At 68.7% G+C, this 22,812-nt stretch carries 18 protein-coding genes; 6 read left to right on the top strand and 12 right to left on the bottom strand.

The genetic code is table 11. The features are described from left to right. Positions 1–60: 60 nt before the first annotated feature. On the bottom strand, positions 61–1,179 hold the full coding sequence (locus VLI63_RS11345; protein WP_409156960.1) for a PDZ domain-containing protein: 1,119 nt from the start codon (positions 1,177–1,179) through the stop codon (positions 61–63). Positions 1,180–1,283: 104 nt separating this feature from the next. Here VLI63_RS11345 and VLI63_RS11350 point away from each other — a divergent pair, with 104 nt between their 5' ends. Further along, positions 1,284–2,663, top strand: coding sequence for a zinc-dependent metalloprotease (locus VLI63_RS11350; RefSeq protein ID WP_409156961.1), 1,380 nt, complete (start codon positions 1,284–1,286; stop codon positions 2,661–2,663). 61 nt (positions 2,664–2,724) lie between these two features. Then, positions 2,725–3,504, top strand: coding sequence for a hypothetical protein (locus VLI63_RS11355; protein WP_409156962.1), 780 nt, complete (start codon positions 2,725–2,727; stop codon positions 3,502–3,504). On the opposite strand, the gene VLI63_RS11360 is transcribed toward VLI63_RS11355, so the two are convergent. Genes VLI63_RS11360 through nudC form a run of 3 tightly spaced genes read right to left on the bottom strand, consistent with a single transcriptional unit; the run spans position 3,468 to position 7,539 of the window. Then, on the bottom strand, positions 3,468–4,889 hold the full coding sequence (locus VLI63_RS11360) for an MFS transporter (protein ID WP_409156963.1): 1,422 nt from the start codon (positions 4,887–4,889) through the stop codon (positions 3,468–3,470). The two genes, VLI63_RS11355 and VLI63_RS11360, sit on opposite strands and share 37 nt — an antisense overlap. Beyond that, complete coding sequence (locus VLI63_RS11365) at positions 4,886–6,577, bottom strand: ATP-dependent helicase (RefSeq protein WP_409156964.1); 1,692 nt, start codon at positions 6,575–6,577, stop codon at positions 4,886–4,888. Before VLI63_RS11365 ends, VLI63_RS11360 begins: the two co-directional genes overlap by 4 nt. Next, positions 6,571–7,539: an NAD(+) diphosphatase gene (gene nudC / locus VLI63_RS11370; RefSeq protein ID WP_409156965.1), complete on the bottom strand. Its 969-nt coding sequence runs from the start codon at positions 7,537–7,539 to the stop codon at positions 6,571–6,573. Before nudC ends, VLI63_RS11365 begins: the two co-directional genes overlap by 7 nt. A gap of 94 nt (positions 7,540–7,633) precedes the next feature. On the opposite strand from nudC, the gene VLI63_RS11375 reads away from it, so the two are divergent. Further along, positions 7,634–8,629 carry a phosphotransferase gene (locus VLI63_RS11375; protein ID WP_409156966.1) on the top strand — a complete coding sequence of 332 codons (996 nt, stop codon included), beginning with the start codon at positions 7,634–7,636 and terminating at the stop codon, positions 8,627–8,629. A gap of 22 nt (positions 8,630–8,651) precedes the next feature. On the opposite strand, the gene VLI63_RS11380 is transcribed toward VLI63_RS11375, so the two are convergent. The 5 genes from VLI63_RS11380 to VLI63_RS11400 all read right to left on the bottom strand — a co-directional run bounded on the left by VLI63_RS11380 (position 8,652) and on the right by VLI63_RS11400 (position 13,997). Next, positions 8,652–9,218 (bottom strand): hypothetical protein, encoded by a 567-nt coding sequence (locus VLI63_RS11380; protein ID WP_409156967.1) that lies wholly within the window; start codon positions 9,216–9,218, stop codon positions 8,652–8,654. A gap of 61 nt (positions 9,219–9,279) precedes the next feature. Then, entirely contained in the window at positions 9,280–10,476 is a 1,197-nt protein-coding gene (locus tag VLI63_RS11385; protein ID WP_409156968.1) for an ABC transporter permease, read from the bottom strand. Continuing rightward, positions 10,473–11,210, bottom strand: a complete 738-nt coding sequence (locus VLI63_RS11390; protein ID WP_409156969.1) for an ABC transporter ATP-binding protein — start codon at positions 11,208–11,210, stop codon at positions 10,473–10,475. Before VLI63_RS11390 ends, VLI63_RS11385 begins: the two co-directional genes overlap by 4 nt. Beyond that, the gene (locus VLI63_RS11395; RefSeq protein ID WP_409156970.1) at positions 11,210–12,541 is read right to left on the bottom strand and encodes an efflux RND transporter periplasmic adaptor subunit; all 1,332 of its coding nucleotides are present in this window, start codon (positions 12,539–12,541) and stop codon (positions 11,210–11,212) included. The genes VLI63_RS11390 and VLI63_RS11395 overlap by 1 nt, the downstream gene beginning before the upstream one ends. 121 nt (positions 12,542–12,662) lie before the next feature. Next, entirely contained in the window at positions 12,663–13,997 is a 1,335-nt protein-coding gene (locus VLI63_RS11400) for an MFS transporter (RefSeq protein ID WP_409156971.1), read from the bottom strand. A 144-nt stretch (positions 13,998–14,141) separates the two neighbouring features. On the opposite strand from VLI63_RS11400, the gene VLI63_RS11405 reads away from it, so the two are divergent. Continuing rightward, positions 14,142–15,002, top strand: a complete 861-nt coding sequence (locus VLI63_RS11405; RefSeq protein WP_409157243.1) for a LysR substrate-binding domain-containing protein — start codon at positions 14,142–14,144, stop codon at positions 15,000–15,002. 34 nt (positions 15,003–15,036) lie between these two features. Here VLI63_RS11405 and VLI63_RS11410 read toward each other — a convergent pair whose 3' ends face one another. Next, positions 15,037–18,225 carry a UvrD-helicase domain-containing protein gene (locus tag VLI63_RS11410; RefSeq protein WP_409156972.1) on the bottom strand — a complete coding sequence of 1,063 codons (3,189 nt, stop codon included), beginning with the start codon at positions 18,223–18,225 and terminating at the stop codon, positions 15,037–15,039. Further along, positions 18,218–21,364: an ATP-dependent helicase gene (locus VLI63_RS11415; RefSeq protein ID WP_409156973.1), complete on the bottom strand. Its 3,147-nt coding sequence runs from the start codon at positions 21,362–21,364 to the stop codon at positions 18,218–18,220. The genes VLI63_RS11410 and VLI63_RS11415 overlap by 8 nt, the downstream gene beginning before the upstream one ends. Positions 21,365–21,474: 110 nt before the next feature. Between VLI63_RS11415 and VLI63_RS11420 the strand changes: the two genes are divergently transcribed. Together VLI63_RS11420 and VLI63_RS11425 are read left to right on the top strand one after the other, a co-directional pair. Next, positions 21,475–21,699, top strand: a complete 225-nt coding sequence (locus VLI63_RS11420; protein ID WP_409156974.1) for a DUF3107 domain-containing protein — start codon at positions 21,475–21,477, stop codon at positions 21,697–21,699. Between the two features lie 3 nt (positions 21,700–21,702). Continuing rightward, positions 21,703–21,993, top strand: coding sequence for a hypothetical protein (locus VLI63_RS11425; protein ID WP_409156975.1), 291 nt, complete (start codon positions 21,703–21,705; stop codon positions 21,991–21,993). Between the two features lie 17 nt (positions 21,994–22,010). Here VLI63_RS11425 and VLI63_RS11430 read toward each other — a convergent pair whose 3' ends face one another. After that, positions 22,011–22,730 (bottom strand): ferritin-like fold-containing protein, encoded by a 720-nt coding sequence (locus tag VLI63_RS11430; protein WP_409156976.1) that lies wholly within the window; start codon positions 22,728–22,730, stop codon positions 22,011–22,013. Positions 22,731–22,812 lie beyond the last annotated feature (82 nt).

Genomic DNA, 22,812 nt, shown 5'->3' on the forward strand with positions numbered 1-22,812 from the left:
CTTATGGCGAATGCGATGCGTGCCCATCTTAAGGGCTTGGTCTGGGAGGGCGCTTCGGCATCACTTCGTCGGACAGCTGAGCAGGCCGCTCGTACTCGAGCCGGCCTTGATCGCCTTCAGCGCGGCGAGGGAGTCGTCGAGCGTCTTGACCGCGAGCACCCGGATGCCGCTGGGGATGTGCCCGGTCACCTCGTCGCAGTTCGAATAGGGGGCGAGAAACCAGGTGGCGCCTGCGGCCCGAGCCCCGTAGAGCTTCTGGCGGATGCCTCCGATCGGCCCGACAACGCCAGCGCCGTCGATCGTGCCGGTGCCGGCGACTTTCGCTCCGCCGTTGAGCGTTCCCGGCGTCAATTTGTCGATGATGCCGAGAGCGAACATCTGGCCGGCGCTCGGTCCGCCCACGTTCTCGAGCTGGATCTTCACATCGAAGGGGTAGCTGTAGACGATGGCCGGGAAAATGCCGACGATCGGCACGGAGTCCGATCCGCCGCTCATCTCCGGCGTCACCTTCACGGTCTCCTGTACTCCCCCGCGCTCGATGGCGATGTTCACGGGAGTGCCCGCGCCGGACTTGGCGATGATCGCGCGGAGACCGAGAACGCTGTCCGTGGCGTGGCCGTCGACACTGACGATCGTGTCGCCCTTCTGCAAAATGCCCGTCGATGGCGACTTGGGCGACAGTCCGCCCACCGTGAGGGAGGCGGGCAGGGTGTAGCCGAGATGAGTGAGGGCCGCGGCCACGGCATCCTTCTGGGAGTTCTGCATGTCGACCGTCGCCTGCGCGTTCGACTGTTCGACCGAGGTGCCCACCGGGTACACGGCATCCACCGGCAGCACGGCTTTGCTCGAGTCGAGGTAGGCCTGGGCCACCTCGAACCAGCTCGGCGGCTGCTCGCGGCTTCCGGCGATGTTCACCGTGAGCATGTCGAGCGCCCCGGCGGTCGCGTAGGTCTTCTGACCCGGGATCTCGATCATCGGCACTTGCTTGCTGCCGTTGGCGACCGTGCCGAGGGTGTTGAAGACCGGTCCCGGCTGCTCGATCACGTAGGGCGCGGGAACCAGCGTGAAGGCGAGGGTGCCGAACACGGCGGCTCCGAGCAGGATCCAGCCCAGCACGGTGATGCGACGTCGGGCCGGAGATCGCCCCGGGCCCTGCCGGTCGTCGATGAACAGTGCCACCGGGGTCCTTTCTGTGGAGCTGTTCGCCACGGGCGCAGAGCAGCCTGACGCGACGAACTCGATACACACACCGCAAGCAGCGTGCAGCGGCTAGCGTAGTTGCCATGCCTGAAGATTCGGCCCAGAACCCGGAAGACGAATTCCGCGACATGCTGAGCCAGTTCCTCTCCGGAAACGGAGACATCGATCCCGCGCGCCTCGCCAGTGCTGCGGGGCTGCCGAACGACCCGGAGATGATCCGCAACCTCATCGGGCAACTGCAGAGCGCGATGCAGTCGAGCGGTGACGGGATCAACTGGGATCTCGCTCTCGAGCAGGCGAAGACGCTGGCCGCGAAAGACGTCGTGGCCACCACCCCGGCCGATCGCTCGTCGCTAGAGCAGGCCTTCCACGTCGCGGCGCTCTGGCTCGACGAGGCGACCTACGTCTCCGAACTCACCTCCACCCCTCGTCTGATGTCGCGCACCGAGTGGATCACCGCCACGATGCCGATCTGGACGCAACTGGCAGAACCCGTGGCGCTCAGCATCGCCAACTCGCTCACCCAGGTGCTGCGCGACCAGGCGCCAGAAGAGATGTCCGGAATGATCGAAGGCGCATCCAAGCTGATGCGCAATGTCGGCGGCACTCTCTTCGCGATGCAGCTCGGCCAGGTCGTCGGGCAGCTCGCCGGCGAGGTCGTCTCCGGGGGCGACATCGGAATCCCGCTGCTGGGCGCGCTGACGGATTCGGACCAGCAGGCCGCGATCCTGCCGCAGAACGTCGCGGCGTTCGGTGCCGGGCTCGACATCGAGCGTGACCAGGTTCAGCTCTACCTCGCGGTGCGGGAACTCGCCCACGCCCGGCTGTTCCGTCACGCGAAATGGCTGCGGCTGCAGCTGATGACCTCGATCACCGAGTTCGCCCAGGGCATCCGCATCGACACCGATCGACTCGAGCAGCTCGCCGCGGACTTCGATCCCTCCAACCCGGAAGAGCTGCGTGAGGCGATGGTGAGCGGAGCGCTCATCCCGCCGAAGTCCGAGTCGCAGCTCGCGGCCCTCGGGCGCCTCGAGACCGTCCTCGCCCTCATCGAAGGCTGGGTGGATGTCGTGACCGCCCAGGCCACCGCCCGCCTGCCGAAGTCCGATGCCATCGCCGAGACCGTTCGCCGCAGGCGCGCTGCCAGCGGCCCGGCAGAATCCGCGTTCTCCACGCTCGTCGGGCTGGAGCTTCGGCCTCGCCGCCTGCGCGAGGCTGCGGCGATGTGGCAGAAGATCACCGACGAGGTCGGCGACGAGAAGCGCGACTCGCTCTGGTCGCACCCCGACCTGCTTCCCGGTTCCGATGACATCGACGACCCGAGCGCGCTCATTGCGAGGCTCTCCGGACCGGATGTCTCGGCCGATGACATCGACCAGGCGATCGAAGACCTGCTCAACGACGACCGTGACGATCGCCCGCACGAGGCCGACGACGGAACCGCCGAGGACCCGAAGCGCTGACTGTCGGCGACCTGTGGATGGCGCGCGACGCCGGCGCACCGGTCGGGGCACCATTGCGTGCATGGTCCTCAGACTCGATCCCCGCCTCCCGCTGATCTGGCGCACCCCCCAGAGCCTTCAGTTCGGGCTGGACCATCCTCGCGTGGTGCTCGAGGCGGTCTCCCCCGCCGACGAGAGGGTGATCGCGGCGCTCGTCACGGGGGTGAGCGGCACGGGAGCCCGCATGATCGGCCGATCGGCGGGCCTGGACGACCCGGCCTTCGACGCCCTGATGCGCACCCTTGCGCCGGCGCTCGAACACCTGGCGCCGAGGCTGGGGCCCACCTCGGCGCTGGTCAGCGGCGACGGAGAGACCACGCGCCGCATCCGCGCCATGCTCGAGGCGGCCGGGATGGCCCTGATCCCCGACGAGCCGGACGCCGAACCCGAGATCGCGGTGATCGTGGCTCACTTCGTGATCGAACCGGAGGATCACGGCAGGTGGTTGCGCCGCGACATCCCTCACCTCGCGGTGGTGATCGGCGACGAGACTGTGCGCATCGGTCCGATCATCCGACCGGGAGCCGGACCCTGTCTGCACTGCCTGGAACGCCATCACACGGACGCCGATCCGGCCTGGCCTGCGATGGCCTCTCAACTCTGGCGTCGGCGCAGCGTTCTCGACTCATCCCTCGTCGCCCAGGAGGTCGCCACGACCGTGGCGCGCCTCGTGCTCGCACAGCGGGTCGTGCACCGCATCGAACCGCTGACATCGATCGAGATCGATGCGGCGACGGGCGACCGGATGCTGCGGGAGTGGCAGACTCACCCGGACTGCGGCTGCGCCTCGCTCACCGCCTGAGCCGTTCGCGGCACGACCCGCCTGGCCACCGCAACCGCCCCGACGGCGAACAGCACCGCGATGCCGAAGCTGCCGGCGAAGGCGAGGGAGCCGCCGGAGGATCCCGCCCGGTCAAGAGCACCGAAGACGACCCCGGTGAGCGCGAGGGCGATGGCGGCGCCGAGAGAGTCCGAGATGGACAGCGCCGAGCTGTTGAAACCCTGCTCCGCGGTGCGCGAGAGACCCAGGGTCATGACGCTGGTGCGCGGGTAGACGAGCCCCATGCCCCCGCCGCCGACCACCCAGCCCAGGATGATCACGGCCGGATTCAGATGAAGGGCAGCCGAGGCGAAGGCGACCATCACTGCCGCGAGCACCAGCCACATGCCGACGCTCATTCCCGTCGCCGGGCGCAGGCGATCGCCGAGGTGACCCTGGAGCCAGGAGGTGCCCGACCAGGCCAGCGCCGATCCGGTGAGCGCGAGGCCGGCGAAGGTGGGCGAGAAGTCGTATTGCTGCACGAGGAGGTAGGGCAGGTAGACCTCGGCCCCGAGGAACGAGGCAGAGGCGAGGCCGCGCAGCAGGATGACGGTGGGCAGTCCACGGCGGGCGGTGAGCGTTCCGCGCGGCAGGAGCGGGCGTACCGCCACCACAGCCAGCTGCAGCGCCGCGAGCGGAACGAGAACGGCGGCGGGCCCGCCGATGTCGACCGACAGGTTGACCACGAGCACCGCGACCGCCGCGAGCACGGCCCACCCGACGCGACCGGGGTTCCACGCGGCCGTTCCGGGTTCCGGCGGCTGAAGTCGCAGCATCCGCGTCGCCGGGGTGAGCATGACAACGGCGACGACCACGAGCCCCACGACCCCGAGGAACACCCAGTGCCAACTCCAGAGCTGGGCGACGAGGCCGGCGATGAATGGCCCGATGAGCGAGGGCACGATCCAGGCGGCGGCGAAGCTGGCGAAGATGCGCGGCGTCAGCGCCGGCGGATACAGCCGGGCGACGACCACATAGAGCGCGACGGTCATCGCGCCGCTCCCGAACCCCTGCACGAGACGACCCGCGGCGAAGACACCGATGGTCGGCGCGCTTCCGGCGACGAGCAGACCGAGACCGAAGAGCGCGGCGGACACGTAGAGCGGCAGCACCGGTCCCGAACGATCGGACCAGTTGCCGGCGATCACCATGCCGATCACGGCAGTGGAGAGCGGACCGGCGAAGGCGAGGGCGTAGAGGCTTGCACCGTCGAGATCCCGGCTGATGACCGGCATGATCGTGGTGACCGCGAGGGATTCGAAGGCCGCGAGGAAGACGAGCGCGCTGCTGCCGACGGTCACCCAGAGATAGCGGGCGCCGAAGATGCCCTCTCTTCCGTCGCGACCGGTTCCCGCTACGCGGCTCATGCGAGTCCGGCGAGAAAGCGGGAAGCGCGGCGGTCGGGTCCGCGGCCGGATGAGCCGGACGACCACGACAGGTGCAGGCGGCGGCGGGCGCGCGTGATGCCGACGTAGAGCAGGCGACGCTCCTCTTCGACGGCTCGTTCCGTCTTCGCGTAGGTGATCGGCAGGTAGCCGTCGCTCAGCCCGACGAGGTACACGGTGTCCCACTCGAGCCCCTTCGCGGAATGCAGGGTCGCGAGGGTGACCGCGGCCATCGTCGGCTCATGCTGGCTGGCCGCACGCTCGAAGAGCTCGTCGACGAACGACCTGAGCGACGTGCCATCGGCGGATGCCTCGGCCAGCCCCATCAGCGCGTTCAGGGATTCCCAGCGATCCCGCACCGCACCGCGCACCTCGGGGGCGTCCTGGGTCCAGCCGAGGGAACGCAGCACGTCGCTGACCGTCTTGAAGAGGGGTTCGCGCGTCGCGCCGACGACCGCGCCCTTCAGCATCATCAGCGCCTGCTTCACTTCTTGCTGTTCGAAGAAGCGGGTTCCCCCGCGCAGTTGGAAACTCACCCCGGCGTCGGCGAGGGCCGCCTCGAGCGGCGCGGACTGCACGTTGATGCGGAACAGGATGGCGATGTCCTGCGGACGAGCCCCACCCGCGATCGCCGCGGCAACCTGGTCCGCGATCGCCCGGGCCTCGGCCACCTCGCTCGGAAAGCTCGTGACCGTTGGCGCGGCCTTCGCCGCCGCCTCCGGGGTACCGGTCGAGGCTCGAAGGGCCAATGCTCCGGGGCGACCGCGCATCAGCTGGTTCGCCAGGCCGACGATGGGCGGGCTCGACCGGTAGTTCTGTTCGAGCCTGACGACCGCGGCCTCGCGAAAGCGAGTGGGGAATCCCAGGAGGAAGTCGGCGGATGCGCCGGCGAAGGAGTAGATCGTCTGGCTCGCGTCGCCGACGACGCAGAGATCCTGCCGGTCGCCGAGCCAGAGATCGAGAAGCGACTGCTGCAGCGGCGAGACGTCCTGGTATTCATCGACGACGAAGAAGCGGTACTGCTCGCGCACCTGCTGGGCGACCCGCGGTTCGGCCTCGATCATGCCGGCGGTTGCGAGCAACACGTCCTCGAAGTCGAGCTGGCGGCGCTCATCCTTCACCGATTCGTAGGCGCGATGGATGGCGACCATCTTGTCGGCGTCGAGGGCCGAGGGCAGCACGCGCTGAGGCAACACCGCCGCGTACTGGTCGAGCGTGAGACGGGACACCTTGCGCCACTCGATCTCCGCGGCGAGGTCGCGGAGCGTCGCCGTGTCGAGTTTGAGTCGGAGCGTCTCGGCGGCCTGGGCGATCACGCGGCCCTTGCTGTCGAGCAGCCGCGGCATCTGGCCGCCGATCACCTCCGGCCAGAAGTGGCCGAGCTGGGAGAGAGCCGTGGCGTGGAAGGTGCGCGCCGCGACGCCGGTGGCCCCGAGCTGGCGCAGCCGCCCCCGCAGCTCCGCCGCAGCCCGGGAGGTGAAGGTGAGCGCCATGATCCGGTCGGGGGCGTAGACCCCGGTCGCGACTCCGTAGGCGATGCGATGCGTGATGGCGCGAGTCTTGCCGGTGCCGGCCCCGGCGAGCATGCACAGCGGACCGAGCAGGGTCTCTGCGGCGATGCGCTGCTCGTCATCGAGGGCTTCGAGCAGTGATTCGGCGGAGCTCACCACTGCCGACGGTCGGCGATGGGACCGCCGTACCAGTGTTCGATGATCGCCCGGGCAATGGAGGTATGGCCGGGAAGGCCGATGTCATCGAGGGATTCCGTGAGCTCGTCGCGGCTGAACCAGCGCAGATCGAGGATCTCCGCGCCATCCGGCGTGAGGATCGACTCCAGGGCCGGATCGACCCGGGCCATGAAGCCGAGCATCAGCGAGGCCGGGAACGGCCACGGCTGCGATCCCAGATAGACGGGATCGACCACACGGATGCCCGACTCCTCGAACACCTCGCGCGCGACCGCACTCTCGAGCGACTCCCCCGGCTCGACGAAACCGGCGAGGAGAGAGTAGCGATTGGCCGGCCACATCGCGTTGTGACCGAGCAGGATCCGGTCTTCGGCATCGACGATCCCCACGATGATGGCGGGATCGGTGCGGGGGAACACCTCGCGCCCGCTCTCGGTGTCGGTGCGCACCCAGCCACCCTGGCCGGAGACGGTCGCCATGCCGGTGCGCGGGGAGAAGGGGTGCGAGTCGTGCCAGTTGGCGAGCGCGAGCGCGGCGGTGAACAGTCCGGCGTCGCGATCGCTGAAGGTGCTGCCGAGTGCTCGGAGATCGCCCCACCGCTCGGACTCCGGCGACGCGAAGGACGCCGCGGCGGCGTCGTCCACGATCACGGCGACCACCGGATCATCCGGCGAGTCCGATCCGACCGAACGTCCCAGGTACAACCGGAGTGCGGAATCGACTTCGGCATCGTGGGGCAGAAGGTCGAGCGCGCCACTCGGGTCGAGCAGCGCCTTGCCCTTCCAGAGCACGAGCTGAAGCATCCGCGGATCGCGACGAAGGGATTCGAACAGGTCGGGGTCGCTGCGCGAGAGATAGTCGCGGTCGAGGCCGTGGCGCGAGAGCGGCAACGCCGACACGGGGAGGGGGGAGAGATAGGACGGCGAACCAGCGTCTGTAGACACAGGGTCGATTGACATGGGGCACCAATCATCGAAGGGGGCGGGAAAGGCGTGGCGTTCGGCACCGGCCGCCGGAGGACGACCTACCCTGTGAGGTATGGCCAGATCCCATCTCACTCTAGCCGCGCTCGCAACCTCGGCTGTTGCCGGACTCGATGTCGCTCAGGCCAGTGGTTTCGGGTCGGGTACCCATGGCGATTTCGAGTCGGCGCTGCTGACCACACGCGACGGCGCGCACTGGATCATCCGTGTTCCCACCTCTGAGCGCGCGGAAGCCGAGCAGTCGGCAGACCTCGTCTCCCTGCGCGCGCTGAGCACCGGCGTGCGCGCCCGCCTGCCGTTCGCCGTGTCGAACTACGCGGGCCAGACGCCGATCGGCGGCACCCGTGCCGTCGTCTACGACTTCGTCTACGGGTCTCCCGTCGATCTCGCCGCGATCTCCGAGGGCAGCCCTCTCGCCCCGTCTCTCGGTCGAGCCATCGCCGCGATCCACACCCTTCCGACCAGCTTCGTCGCGGACGCCGGTCTTCCCGTGCTCAGCCCCGCGGAGATCCTGCGCTCGACGATCACCATCATGGATCGGGCGAGCGCGACGAACCTGGTGCCCGCCGCGCTGCTCGGCCGGTGGGAGAAGGCCACCGAAGACGGTCCGCTCTGGCAGTTCGCACCCACCGTGATTAACGGCGGACTCTCGGCTGAATCCTTCCTCAGCTCCGACGACGAGGTCACCGGACTGCTCGGCTGGCAGTCGTTGAGCATCGGGGATCCGGCGCGCGACCTGTACTGGCTCCTCGGCGCCCGAGGCGGATATGTCGCCGAGGCCGCCTTCGATGCGTACAACGAGGCGCGCGGATCGAGCGACCGCCAGGTGAAGCATCGCGCCATGCTCTATGCCGAGCTCGAGATCGCCAAGTGGTTGCTTCACGGCACCCAGGAACGCAGCACCGAAATCGTGGATGATGCGGTGCAGATGCTGCACGGCCTGGTCGACACCGTGCAGAACGACCTCGACCAGACCCTCAGCCACAACACCATGCCGGTGATGGCCGTTGATGAGGTCGAGGCCATGCTGGATCGCGACCAGCGCTCCTGAGCCTGCCCGGCGGGTGTCTCCGCTAGGGCGTGGTTCCCGCGGGTCCGCTGCCGGCTCCGGCGCCGCCGCCCGGACGCCCCCCGAAGCCGCGAGCACCCTCAGAGACACTGGTGGCGGCGATGTCGCCGTTCGAGCCGGCCGCACCGATCACCGTCACGGTCTGCCCGGCCTTGAGCGCAGACAACGTCGTGGTGGAGGTCTTGCTGACCCGCGTGGTTCCCGAGGTGGTGACCGTCTTCGTCGTGCCGTCCTGGGCCTTGAGCACCATGGTCGTGCCGGAGATCGAGACGATCGTGCCCGAGGTGAAACCACCAGCGGCGAACCCGGGGCCGCCGGCGCCCCCGGTGCCTCCGGCTCCCCCAGCTCCCCCGTTCGGCCCCCGGGAGAATCCGCCCGCCGCGGCACCCTGGGCGGAGGAGGCGGTGGCGTGCCCGATGAGCACCCCTCCGAACAGCCCGACAACCAGTACCGCGACGAGCGCGAGCGTCGGAGTCAGCCACTTGCGACGGGGTGCCGGGGCGGCGATCTTCGCCGCCGGTTCGCTCGGCGGCAACGCGGGTGGTGGGGTGGAGTCAAAATCGTTCGACATGGGATCCTTCTTCTCTGGTCTGGCTAGGTGGTCGTGCTGTGTGGTCTGGCGGTGTGGCGGGTCAGATCGCCCGCAGTGCTTGGATGGGTCGCATCGCGGCGGCGCGCGCCGCGGGATAGACCCCGAAGAACACGCCGATGGCAACGGAGACTCCGAGAGCCAGCGGGATCGAATACGACAGCACGACCGGTTGCGTGCCGTTGACGGGGAACTGTGCCCCGATCAGCGCGACGATGACACCGAGTACACCGCCGAGCAGGGTCAGCGTCGCAGCCTCGGCGAGGAACTGGCCGAGGATCGCCCCGCGAGTCGCTCCGAGAGCCTTGCGGATTCCGATCTCACGGGTGCGCTCGGTGACCGTCACGAGCATCACATTCGTCACCCCGATGCCCCCGACCAGCAGGCTGATCGCCGCGACGGCGCCCAGGAGCACCGTGAAGCTCGCCGCGCTGGTGGCGGCGGTCTGCAACAGGGAGCCCTGGTTGATGATCGTGTACGGCTCATTCGCGGTGGTCGTTCCGAGCAACTGGTTGAGCATCACCTCGACCTCGCCCTGGGCCGCCGCGACCGCATCGGCGCTCTTCGCCTCGACGGTCAGCGAACTGACCGCGCCGTATCCGGTGAACGAGGCCTGGATGCGACTGATCGGGGCGATGATCACCGAGTTCGGGTCGTTGAATCCCACGCTGCCCTGTTGGGCGAGGATTCCGACGATGGTCAACGGGGTTCCCCCCACGGTCACCTGTTGGCCGAGGGGCGAACCAGTGGGGAACAGTTCAGTGGCGAGGGTCTGCCCGATCACCGCATTCTTCGCCGATGCGGTGACGTCGGCCGCGGTGAACGCCGAGCCCGATGACACCGAATTGGTGCCGACCGTGAAGTAGGCGGGCGTCGTGCCGATCACCGAGATGGAGGTCTCGGAGGCTGTGGTGGAGGCCACGGTGAGGCTGCCCGATACCTGAGGGATCACCTCCTTCACGTGCCCGAGTCTCGCCGCCTGGATCTGCGTGCCGACCGTCGTGGTGATCTGTTTCGTCGAGCTTGCTCCGCTCCCCCCTCCCGTCGGGCGCACGGTGAGGGTGTTGGTGCCGAGCTGCGAGATGGCGGAGTTCACGGTCTGGGCGGAACCATTGCCCACTGCGAGGAGCAGGATCACGGAGGCGACACCGATCATCACCCCCAGCAGGGTGAGGATCGATCGCAGCTTGTTCGCCGTGATACCGCGAAGGGCGGACAGGATCATCTCGGCAACGCTCACGGTCGCACCCCCGCAGCATGGATGCGCGCCGAGGTGCGGTCGGCCACGATGAGGCCGTCGCTGAGGGTGATCACCCGGTGGGACTGTTCGGCGACATGCGCCTCGTGGGTGATGACGATGATCGTTCGCCCCTCGAGCGCCAGCAGGTTGAACATCTCGAGGATCTCGTCGGTCGAGGTGCTGTCGAGGTTTCCGGTCGGTTCGTCGGCGAGCACGAGAGTCGGGGAAGTGACGAGGGCCCGGGCGATGGCGACACGTTGCTGTTGCCCTCCCGACAGCTCCTGGGGTTGATGGCTGGCGCGCGATCCGAGCCCGACCGCCTCGAGGGCTTCGAGGGCGCGCTCCCGCCGTTCCGCCCGGCCGACTCGACCGTAGACGAGAGGCAGTTCCACGTTCGCGAGCGCCGACATCCGCGGCACCAGGTTGAATGACTGGAACACGAAGCCGATCTGCTGGTTGCGGATGCGTGCCAAGGCGTTCTCGTCGAGTGTCTTCACGTCATTGCCGGCAAGCGTGTAGGTACCGGATGACGCGACATCGAGGCATCCGAGCACGTTCATCAGGGTGGACTTGCCCGATCCGGACGGTCCCATGATCGCCACGTAGTCGCCCTGCGCCACGTCGAGACTGACGCCGCGAAGTGCGTGCACAGCGGCGTCCCCGGTGCCGTAGACCTGCGTGATGTCGGCCAGCTGCACGACGGGATCCGCGGCACGGTCATCGTAGAGCGACATCAGTTGCCGCCCCGGTTGCCCGTGCCGCCGGTGGTGCCGCCGCCGGTACCGCCGCCGCCTGGACCGCCGCCGAATCCGCCTCCTCCGGTACCCGTGCGGTTTCCGAACCCGCCACCTCCGCCGCCGAACCCGGTGCGACCCGTGCCTGCGGTGCCGGTCGTCGTGGGGATGACCACGCCGAGCGACACAGTCTGGCCCGCTTTCAGACCGGTGAGGACCTGCGTCCCCGCGTTTCCGACGATACCGAGGGTCACGGTGACCGGGGTGACCTTTCCGGTGCTGCCGACCACCTTGACCGTCGACACTCCGTTCGCGGTGGTGATCGCGGCCGCCGGAATATAGAGCGCATCGGCCGCCGAGCTCTTCGTGGTGATCGCGACCGACGCCGTCTGGCCGAGCCGCAGGCCGGCGGTGATCGAGGCGAGGGTGATGGTGGTCGCGTAGGTCACCACCGAGTTGCTCGTCGTCGCGGTCGGTGCGATCGCCGTGACCGTGGCGTCGGCCGTCTCCCCCGGCACGGCCGGGAAGGTGACTACCGCCTTCTGGCCGACGGTGACGGCGGCGATGTCCGCCTCGGCGATGCTGGCGCTCACGGTCATCGCCGAGACATCGGCGATCGTGGCGAAGCCCGAGCTCGCAGAGGAGGAACCGCCGCTCGACGTGCCGCTCGATGCCGTTCCACCGCCGGATCCCGAGCTCGATCCGGATGACGACGAGGAGCTCGACCCGGAACCCGCGGCCTGCCCGACCGAACCGCTGAGCGAGACCACCAGTCCCGCAATCGGAGAGGTGAGCGTCGCAGCCGCCAGATTCGCCTCATCCCTCGCGAGGTTCTGGGAGCTCGTCGTCACCTGGTCGAGAGCGGTGGCCACCTGCTGCTTGGCACTGTTGATGCTCGAGACGGTCTGGGCCGCGGAGCTGTTCGGAGTGGCCGGCGCGGACTGGGTCGCGGTGAGTGCCGACACCGCGTTGGCATATTGCGACTTGGCCTGCGAGTACAGCGTGGAGTCGTTGTTCACGGTCTGCTGCAGTGGCGCCGTCTGCAGGGTGCCGAGCACCTGGCCGGCGGTGACGCTCTGGCCCAGCGAGACATTCACCGAGGCGATCGTGCCCGAGACGGCGAAGGAGGCGATCGCCTCCGACACGGGCGCCACCGATCCGCTCGCCGTGATGGTGTTGCTGACCACTCCCTGCTGCACCGTTGAAGTGAGCTGGGTCGCCGTGCTCGAAGAATCGGCCACCGGGAACACGAAGAAATAGGCGCCAACGAGTGCGCCGATGATCACCACGGCGAGCACGCTGTTGATCACCACGGGTTTGCGAATTGTCATTTTCGCAAACTGGCCGCCCAAGCTATGAAAGCTGTATGAGCAGGCTGAATGCCCTGCGTACGTTTCTGAGAGAACGTAAAGAAAGCTACCGACGACCGGGACGCGGTCCGCTCGGTGCCCCTCAGGCCGCCCGGCCCCGCTGTTCGATCGCGACGAACCTGCCGGAGCGGCGGATGCGGATGCGGAGCGCCAAGCGCCCCGACCGCGCAAGCACGATAGCGATGACGATCGCGGCGATCGCCGGCATCACTCCGGCGACCGTCATCGCGGTCTGCACCCCGAAACGATCGGCGATGGCGCCGCTGATCGGTCCGCCGAGTGCCTGGCCGCCGAGCATCACCATGGAGTAGAGGGACATCACCCGGCCCCGGATGGCACGGTTGGTGGAGAGCTGCACGATCGATTCGGCTCCGGTGGCGAAGAGCAGCCGGGTGACACCGATGCCCACGAGGAAGACGAGGAAGAGCGGCTCCCAGGGAGAGTTGCCGGCAAGCACCAGCGCGAGGCCGAAGAGGCCGGCGGCGAACATGATCGTGCGCAATCTCACATTCATCCGCCGCGTCGACAGCACGGCGCCGGTGAGCGCACCGACCGCCGCAGCGGAACTGTAGAGCCCGTAGCCCGCCGCTCCGGTCTGATAGACGTTGTCGGCGAAGGCGACCAGCAGCACGGGCAGCGTCATTCCGAAGGTCGAGACGAACGCCAGCATCACCATCGGCCAGAAGATGGTCGGCTTGCCGATCACGTATTTCACACCCTCGCGGATCTGGCCCTTCGACCGGTTGGCCCGTGGCGAGGGGAGCAACTCGCGCACCCGCATGCAGCCGAGGGTCACCACCACCACGATGGCCGCGACCGCGTTGACGCTGATCGACCAGCCAGAGCCGACCAGAACGATGAGCACGCCGCTGATCGCCGGGCCGAGCAGACCGCCGAGGTGGAAGATCGACGCGTTCAGGCTGATGGCATTGCGCAGGCGGCGATGCCCGACCATCTCATTGACGAAGGCCGAACGCGCGGGTCCCTCGACGACGGCGACCATCCCGAGCAGGAAGGCGACCCCCCACACCTGCCAGACCTCCACTATTCCGGCGATCGTCAGGGCACCGAGAACCGCGCACAGGAGCGCCGTCGTGGACTGGGTCACCATCATGAGCCGCCGCTTATCGACCCGGTCGGCGATGACGCCGCCCCAGACGCCGAAGAGGAGAACGGGGGCGAACTGCAGGAACACGGTGACTCCGACGAGAGCGACATTGTGTGTCAACTCATTGACGAGCCAGTCGGTCGCGATCTTCTGCATCCAGCCAGAGGTATTGGAGAGCACCTGCGAGATCACGTACAGGCGATAGTTGAAGACCCGGAGCGAATCGAAGGTGTCGCGCCAGCGTGGTCGTTCGAGAAGCACCGGGATCGGTTCGGTGGGCGGGATGGCGGTGGACGTCTCGGTGGTCACGCGGAAAGGGGTCCTGCACTGCTCGACATGGTTTCGTATGGTCGCTTCAACGCTACGGCGGGGCGCAGTCATTCGGGAATAGAATCGAGACTATAAGTCCCATTCGATTTATCAATGATGCTGTCGGCAACCCCGGAGGTGCGGATGTTCGACCCGGTGCTGCTCCGCACCTTCGTCACGGTGGCGGAGACGCTCAATTTCACGGTCACCGGCCAGCTGCTCGGCCTGAGCCAGCCGACGGTGAGCCAGCACATCCGCAAGCTCGAGGTGGCCGCTAGTCGAAATCTCGTGCTGCGCGACACCCGTGAGGTGCGGCTCACGGACAACGGCGACGCGATGCTCGGCTTCGCCCGATCGATCCTCGCCGCCCACGAGCAGGCCTCGAGCTACTTCACCGGCTCGGCGATGCGCGGTCGGCTGCGCTTCGGATCGGCCGACGATCTCGCTCTCACCCAACTGCCACAGATCCTGCGCGACTTCCGTCAGCTGTATCCCCACATCAACCTCGAGCTCACCGTGAACCAGAGCGGATTCCTCACCCGTCGACTGCTCGCGGGCCAACTCGACCTCGCCTTCGTGAAACAGGAGCCCGATATCCCGGGTGGTCGCCTCGTGCGCCGCGACCGGCTGGTCTGGGTCGGGCATCGAAACCTCAGTCTCGAAGCCGGCCAACCCGTGCCGCTCATCGCCTATCAGGCACCGAGTCTCAGCCGCACCGCGGCGATCACCGCGCTCGAGTCGGTCGGACGCACCTGGCGCATCACCTGCAACGTCCGGGAGATCAACGGCGTGCTCGCCGCGACCCGTGCCGGAATCGGGATCGCCGCCTTCCCGCAGAGTCTGATCCCGCCCGACCTCGTGCAGCTTCCGAGCTCGTTCGCATTGCCGGAGCTCGGCGACATCGACTTCCGCCTGCTCGACAACCCGACATCCGCCCGCGAACCGATCGACGCCCTTGCGGCCGCGATCGTGGCGAGGCAGAGCCAGGTCTCGCCGAGTCCCTAGCCACCCGGCGCGCCCACGCAGCCCGGTGCCCTCCTCAGCGGGCGACGGTGCGCCAGAGCGCAACGAGTTCGTCGCGGTCGTAGATGCGCTCGGGACGGATGATGCGGTCGTCAGTCACGTAGTAGAACACCGCGTCGATCAGGAGGGGGTCGATGCCCTTCCACTCCGCGAAGGCCTGGCGGTAGAGCGCGAGCTGTAGCTGCTTCGACTCGAGGTCCGCCGCATCCCGCGGCGCCTTTCCGGTCTTCCAGTCGACCACGCGATAGCGCCCGTCGACCCGGTAGACCGCGTCGAGCTTGCAGACGATCACCTCGCCATCGAGGATCAGGTGGATCTCGATCTCGACCTCCTCGGGGATGAGCGTCGCGAACTCGGAGCGCTCGAAGGTCTGCCGGAGCGTGGCGAGCCCGTCGGGGTCGACCCGGTCGCCCGGCACCGATTCGTCGCCGTCGAGCTCGATCGCGACGGCATCCAGCTCCTCCGCCGTGCCGTGGACTCCGTAGCGCTGCTCGACCCATTCGTGGAAGAGCGTGCCGAGCCTGGTGGCGCGGTACGGCCGCTCCGGCATCGGACGGCGCAGGGATGCCGCGACCCCGGCCGGGTCGCTCACGAAGTCCTTGAATCGGGACGCCGAGACCCGGGTGGGCAGGTCGACGACCCCGGCCGCGTCGATGCGCCGCTGCCGCTCCTCGAGCAGGAGGGTGAGCTCGACTCCCCACGAGCCCTCGGCTCCCGGCACCGACTCGCGCACCAGTCGAGCGGCCGCTTCGACCGCGTCACGGCGACCACCGAGGGGATCCATCGGCCAGCGGAACAGGTTCGCCTCGTCGCCAAGGGGATTCTCCGTGTGCTCACTCTCGAGCGGCAGCTCACCGATCACCCCCCCGGCCTCGAGCTCCCGAAGGAAAGGGCTCGGACGGCGTGGGCTGGACTGGGTCGCCCAGAAGGACGCCGTGAGCAGCAGGGAGTGCCGCGCACGGGTGACGGCGACATAGGCGAGGCGGCGCTCCTCCTCGTCGTGACGCTCCTGGACTTCGGCCTTGAACACCGTGCGGCTGTCGAGGAGCTCCTTGCGCGTCGTGGCCGTCGTCCAATCGAAGCGCGGCAGCTCTGCGGCATCGCCCCGGAAGTCGTAGGGCAGCATGCCGAAGCCGAGCCATCCGTTCGATCCCTCGCGAGGAGAGCCCGGAAGCTCACCCTCGACGAGACGCGGAACCACCACGAGATCCCACTCCAGACCCTTCGACCCGTGGATGGTGAGCAGCTGCACCGTGCCCGGCTCGGGGTCCTCCGGGCGCGGCGCGAGGTTGTCGCGCCACTCAGCCTCCCGGAGCCAGGACAGGAAGCCTCCGAGGCTGGCCGACTCGTCGACGGCCAGGTAGCCGCCGAGGGCGTCGAAGAAAGCCTCCATGGTCGCGGCTCCGAGCGATCGGGTCTCATTGGCCGCGACCTCGATGTCCAGCATCAGATCCTGCTCGACGAAGGTGACGAAGTCGAGCAGGTCGAGCCCCGCGCGCGCGCGCAACCGGGCGAAGGTGCGGCCGGCATCCCGGAGGCGTTCGAGGCCCACCGCGCTGAACCGCTCGAGCTGGCTGTGCCCGGCGCGCGCTGTCGCGATGAAATCGAGGGCGTCGACGATCGACCCGCCCTCCGATTCGGCGACGGATGCCCGCAGCGCCTCCTTCACATCGTCGTCGAGGGCGCGCTGGGCATAGTCCCTGTCCCGCAGCCAGGAGGCGACCCGGCCGAGACCGTGCAGGTCTTTCGCGCCGAGGCGCCAGCGCGATCCGGCGAGCAGTCTCACCAGTTCCGAGCCGGCGGTGGGGTCGTTCACCACGGCGAGGGCGGAGACCAGGTCGGCGATCTCTGGCTCGGCCATGAGGCCGCCGATGCCGAGCACGTGGAACTTCACCCCGTTGCGCCGCAGCGCCTCGATGAATGCGCCCTGGGTCTTGCGCGCACGAAACAGCATTGCGGCCGTGGGCGGAGTAGTGCCGTGAGGCACGTCCAGGCGCTCCCGCAGCCACCGGGCGGCGGCTTCCGCCTCCTCGGGAAGGGTCTCCTCCACGACGACCCTCACCGGCACGGCGGTCGCCGAAGCCCCAGCCTCCAGCCGATCGACGCCGGAGCGAGCTGCAGCGCCGGCGCCGCGGAAGGGTTCCACTATCGCGTTGGCGACCGCGAGGATGTCGTGCCCGTTGCGCCAGGACGTGGTGAGCGCGAACTGCCCGTCGGGAGCGGCGTCGAACTGGCGGGCGAAGCCGTCCAGATTCGCGGCGCTCGCCCCCCGCCATCCATAGATGGACTGGTTGGGATCGCCGACCGCCATCACAGGCAGCCCGGCGAAGAGTTCGGAGAGCAGCAGGGTCTGCACCACGCTCGTGTCCTGGTACTCGTCGAGCAGAACGACCCGGTACTGCTCGCGGAGTTCGTCGGCGATCCGCGGAACGTCACGCACGATCGTGAGGGCGAGCGAGACCTGGTCGGAGTATTCGACGAACCCCCGGCGTACCTTCGCCGCGTCGAACCGGGCCACCAGGTCAAGGAGCACGGGAAGCGCCCCGACGGTGGATGCGAGCACGGCGACGTCCTCGTAGGCGCCGCGGCCGCCCGGCGGCAGGTCGACGAGCCCAGCGAAGCGGGAGGCGAAGCTCGTGACATCCGTCGGGTCGACCAGGTTCTCGCTCATCGCGTGGGCGAGGGCGAGCACCGCCTTCGTCACGGTGTCGACGCTCTTGCCGAGGCCAGGCAGGCGGTCATCGGTCGAACCGATCACCACGGTGCGGGCCAGCTGCCAGGCGGATGCCTCGCCCAGCACCGGCCCATCGCTCTCCCGGCCGAGCAGGATGGCATTGTCGCGGTAGATCCGGTTGGAGAAGGAGTTGTAGGTCGCCACGGTCGGCGGATCGAACTCGTCGTAGTCCTCGGAGAGCAGGCCGGCGTGATGAAGCTGGTCGATGCGCTCCCGGATGCGCACCGAGAGCTCCCCCGCGGCCTTGCGGGTGAAGGTGAGTCCGAGGATCTGCCCCGCTGCCACCCTGCCGTTGGCGAGCAGCCAGAGCACGCGGTTCGCCATGGTCTCGGTCTTGCCGCTGCCGGCGCCGGCGACGACCAGCGCCGGCGCGAGCGGGGACTCGATCACCCGGCGCTGCTGGGCGGTCGGCCGGGGTCGGCCGAGGGCATCCGCAATCTCGTCTGCCGAAACGTACGGCGCCTCAGTCACTGGCCACCGACCTCACGCGATGCAACTTCTTCGTACCGACGTCGAAAGACCCCCAGGCGTCCAGGTCGAGGGCGCCGTCGAAGGCCGCGGCCGCCATGCCGATGGCCGCCTGGCGAATGCGGGTGCGGAATCCCTCGAGCTGTTGCTCGTCGAGCGGCGCCTGGCTGCCCTCTCGATAGAGCTTGCCCCGTGTTCCCTTCTTCACGAAGAGCAGCTTCGCCCCGCCGGCCCGGTGCTCACCGAGTTCGTCGAGGAATTCGTCGAGGACGCCCTGCACATAGGCGAGCTGATAGGTGCCGAGCTGAGGATGCGCGTCGATCTTCGGCTGCGGCACGATCGGATTGCCCGTCTTGAGGTCCACGATCACCACCGAGCCGTCGGCCGACCGCTCCACCCGGTCGATCGAGCCGTTGACGGTTGCCCGATCGATGTCGATCGAGAACCGGCTCTCCGCCCCCACGAGGAGCTTGCCATCACGGGCGAAGTCCGCGAGGTACTCCGCGACCCCGGCAGCAAGGATCCGCGCTGCCCGCTTCTGCTGCTCGGCGAGCCACGGCGACTCGAAAGCCAGTTCCCCCCAGCGACCCTCGATAGCGCCCCAGACCGCATCAACGGTCGGATCGGTCGCCGTCTCCATCGCCCAGTGCACGATCGTTCCGAGCCCCATCGCGGTGCTCGACTGGGTGCCGGACACCGAGTCGATGAACCAGTCCACCGGCGAGTCCTCGAAGGCCTCCAACCGTGATGGGGAGACCGGCACCTGCTCGTCGGCAGCGAAGACGGGATCCGCAGTCGAGACCTCTCGGAGCCCGTGCCAGTCCTCGGGATCGGCGCCGGGGATCCGCTCCAGTGCCAGCCGGGAGAGAGCGGATGCCGCGGCCGCGCGCTCCGCCGGGGTGCGCCGGCTCGTGGCGAGCTCGCGCCGAAGGCGACCGGTGAGGGCCCGGAGCGAGAGCGGGCGCAGTGCTGCAGTTTCCACGGTCTCGGTGTCGCCCGGTGCCAGCGAGAAGAGCACGCTTGCCGACTCGTCCTCGTTGTCGACGGCGGCGAGGATGACCTGCCGGCGGGCGCGGGAGACGGCGAGCGCGAACATCCGCAGCTCGTCGTCGCGCACCTGCCGTCGCTCGTCGAGCGGCACATCGCCGAGGCCTGTCATCACCCGCACGAGCTCTTGCGGGTAAAGCAGCGAGCCGCGAAGGCGCAGGTTCGGCCAGACGCCGTCCTGCAGGGCCGCGACGACCACCACGTCGAACTCCAGCCCGACTGTTCCGGAGGGGGTGGTCACGAGCACGGCGTCGGCGAGTGATTGCGGAGAGAGAGTGTCTTCGGGCACCTCTGCGTCGAGCACCCCGTCGAGGAACACCTGCGCCGCGGTGCCGGGCTGTCGCTCGACGAACCGCTTGGCCGCGGTGAAGAGGGCGACAACACCGTCGAGGTCGCGATTGGCCTCGTCGGCGGCGATACCCGCGCTGGTGGCGCGAGCGAACCACTCGTGCGCGAGACCGCTGCGATCCCAGGCCAGCCAGAGCAGCTCTTCGATGGTCGCCCCCTCCGATCCCGCGATGCCGATGGTGTCGAGGGTGCGGGCGAGTCGATCGGCGTTGCGCCCGACGCGATGGTCGATGGTGGCGAACCGGCCCGGCGCCCCGAGAGCTTCGACGAGAAGCTCATCACTCGATCGGGTGCCGCCCCCGGCCAGCTCCTCCGCGCGGAGGGCGAGGCGCAGCCGCCGCACCGCGAGTTTGTCGAGACCGCCGAATGGGCCGAGAAGAAGCTCCGCGGCGATCGTCGGATCGAGCGGGGTGCGGCCGACTCCGACATCCACCACGGTGAGAAGTCCCCGGGCGGCGTGGTCGTCACGAAGCGCACGACCCCCCACCGAGGTGCGGGTCGGCACCTCGGCGAGCGCGAGGGCCCGGGCGATCTGGGGCACGGAGGATCCACTGCGCACGACGATCGCTATGCGGTTCCAGTCGACCCCGTCCAGCAGATGCCGCTCTCGAAGCTGCCGCGCGATGGCAGCCCACTGGCGCGCCGGGCTCTCGGCGAGAACCTTCAGCACCGGTGCGAGAGGGGCTCCCGCAGCACCGGCCCCCGTAGCGGCGGAGAGTGCCTCTCGCTGACCGAACACACCGGCCGTGCCGATCCGATCGGTGATGCGGCGGGTGAACTCCCGCAGCGCCGGCTCCTGCCGGTGCACCGTCGACAGGGTGAGGGTAGCGAGGTGGGGCAGGCCGAGCAGGATGCCGAGGCGGGCGAGAGAGTCCGGCTCCCCGCCGCGGAAGGCGTTGGCCGCGACATCCGGATCCCCCAGGGCGATCACCGTCACCCCTCGGGCGGCGAGCGCGGCGAGCAACCCGATCGTGGAGCGGGTGGCCTCCTGCAGGTCGTCAACGATCACGAGACGAAGCCGATCGACAGCCGCACCGCCCTCCCCTCGCCCGAGCGCCGCGATCGCGAACTGCACGAGCTCCGTCGAGTCGAGCTGGTTGGAACGGGAGCTGCTCACGACGGTGAAGTAGTCGGCGAAGAAGTCCGCGGCGGCGACCCATTCGGGCCGGTCCCGCTCTACGCCGAGTGCGCGGAGACGCTGCGGCGTGACACCGTACTCGGTGGAACGCCCGAGCAGTTCGCGCAGCTCGGTGCGAAATCCGCGCAGGCGTCGAACCGCCGGGCCGAGCTGGTCGGGCCAGGACGGACCCGATCCGTCCTCGAGGTGGCCGTCGATGAGTTGGGCGATGTCGCTGTCCTGGTCACCGCCCGTCGCCAGGCGCGGGGCGTCGACCCCGGCGGCACGAGCGGCGTTGCCGACGATCTCGAAGGCGAGGGAATTGACGGTCCGGGCGATCGGACCGTTGGTCGGCACCCCGATCCGTAGCGCCAGGATGTCGCGCAGCCGTGTCGCCGTCGTGCGGCTGGACGTGAGAACGAGAAGCTCCTCCGGAGCAAAACCGCGCTGCCCCACACGCTGGGCCACCAACTCCACGAGCGTCGCGGTCTTGCCCGAACCCGGCGCGCCGATGACGGCCGCCGAGGAGGCGTCTGCAAGGTCGAGAACGGCCTGTTGTGACGCATCGAGGTGGAGCGGTGCGATGCGGGATGACGGCGCCGTCGCCTGCCGAAACCCCCTGATAGCCATCGCCCCACGGTAGCGCGGCCCGGCGACATCACCGCGCCAGTACCGTCGCTTCGTTGCGCCCAAAGAGAACGGGGAGATTCGAGCCACGCCAACTGTCGTAATCTGTGCACGTGGACATACGAATCGGCATCACCAACAGCCCCCGTGAGATCAACCTCGAATCGTCGCAGTCGGCGGCGGATGTAGAAGGCATCGTCACCGCGGCCCTCGCCTCAGACGCGAAATTCTTCAAGCTCGTCGACCAGAAGGGCAACGTCTACGTCGTGCCCCTTGCGACCTTCGGCTACCTGGAGATCGGTTCGGAAGAGTCCCGTCGCGTCGGTTTCGTGGCCTGACCGATGGAACTGCTGTTCGTGACGCTCGGCGGGGCCATCCTCGGCCTCGCTGCGCGCTACGGTGTGCCGAAGCGCGACACGCACGGCGCACTCCTCGTTCCGGCGATCGGCGCGATCGTTGCAGCCGTGGTCTGGGCCGCCCTCACCTGGGTGGGCTGGAAATTCGACGGCGGATGGATCTGGGTGGTCAGCCTCGTCGCAGCGGGAGTCGTCGCCATTCTGGCGAGCGTGTTCCTCGGGCGCCAGCGCACGGCACAAGACGCGGAGCTGCTCTCCACTCTCAGCCGCGCCTGAGGGCAGTGACCGCCGACTCAGGCGGTCAGGCCGAGGGCATCCATTCGTCGCGTGTGTGACGCGATCAACTCGGTGAAAGCCGGCTCGAGTCGGGCTTCATCGCGCTGCGTGTGACCGATGTTCGTGAGCGACGACCGGGCGATGAGCAGGGTGTCTCCCACGAGACGCCGTCCCCACATGGCCAGCCGGGACGCGAGCTTCGGGTTGGCATCGATGGCCGACCGCAGCTCGTCGACGAGCATCGCGTGCCCGTCGTCTCCGGAGAGCAGCGGGATGATCCGTGCCCGGGCGTCGGCGGAGAGCCCGGCCGCGAGCTGCACCTGGAAGTCACCGAGCAGGCCGGCGGTGAGATAGGCCGTCACAAGCATTTCGTACCAGTCGGCCCCGAGCGTCGTGTGGGCGTACTCGTCGATCCGGGCAGCGAAGGGGGCCATTGCTGGGCCCGGCTCGTGTCCGAGTCTCTTGATCTCCGCCGCGAGGCCGTGATGTTTCGCCAGCGCAAGGGCCGCCACGCGGCTGACCGCGACCTTGGAGGCTGCGGTCGGCGCGACACTCACCGCGCGGCTGAGAGTCTCGAAGAGGGCGAGCTGCACATAGGCGGCTTGCCCGAGATACGGGAGAAGCTCGGGAGTCAGTTCGGCGAGATCGACGCGGTCGACCTGCGCGACGGGCTCGCGCCGCGGTTTGAGGCGGGGAGCATCAGTGCGCCGGGGACGTCGAGAAAACAAGGAGACCACGGGCACAGCCTATCCGCGACAGGCCGCCGACCGCCGCGAAAGCGCTCCCGGGGCGACAGGCGGCTAAACTGGTGGTAATGCC

Origin of the sequence: Lacisediminihabitans sp. H27-G8 (assembly GCF_046156175.1) — a bacterium.
Taxonomy (GTDB): domain Bacteria; phylum Actinomycetota; class Actinomycetes; order Actinomycetales; family Microbacteriaceae; genus Lacisediminihabitans.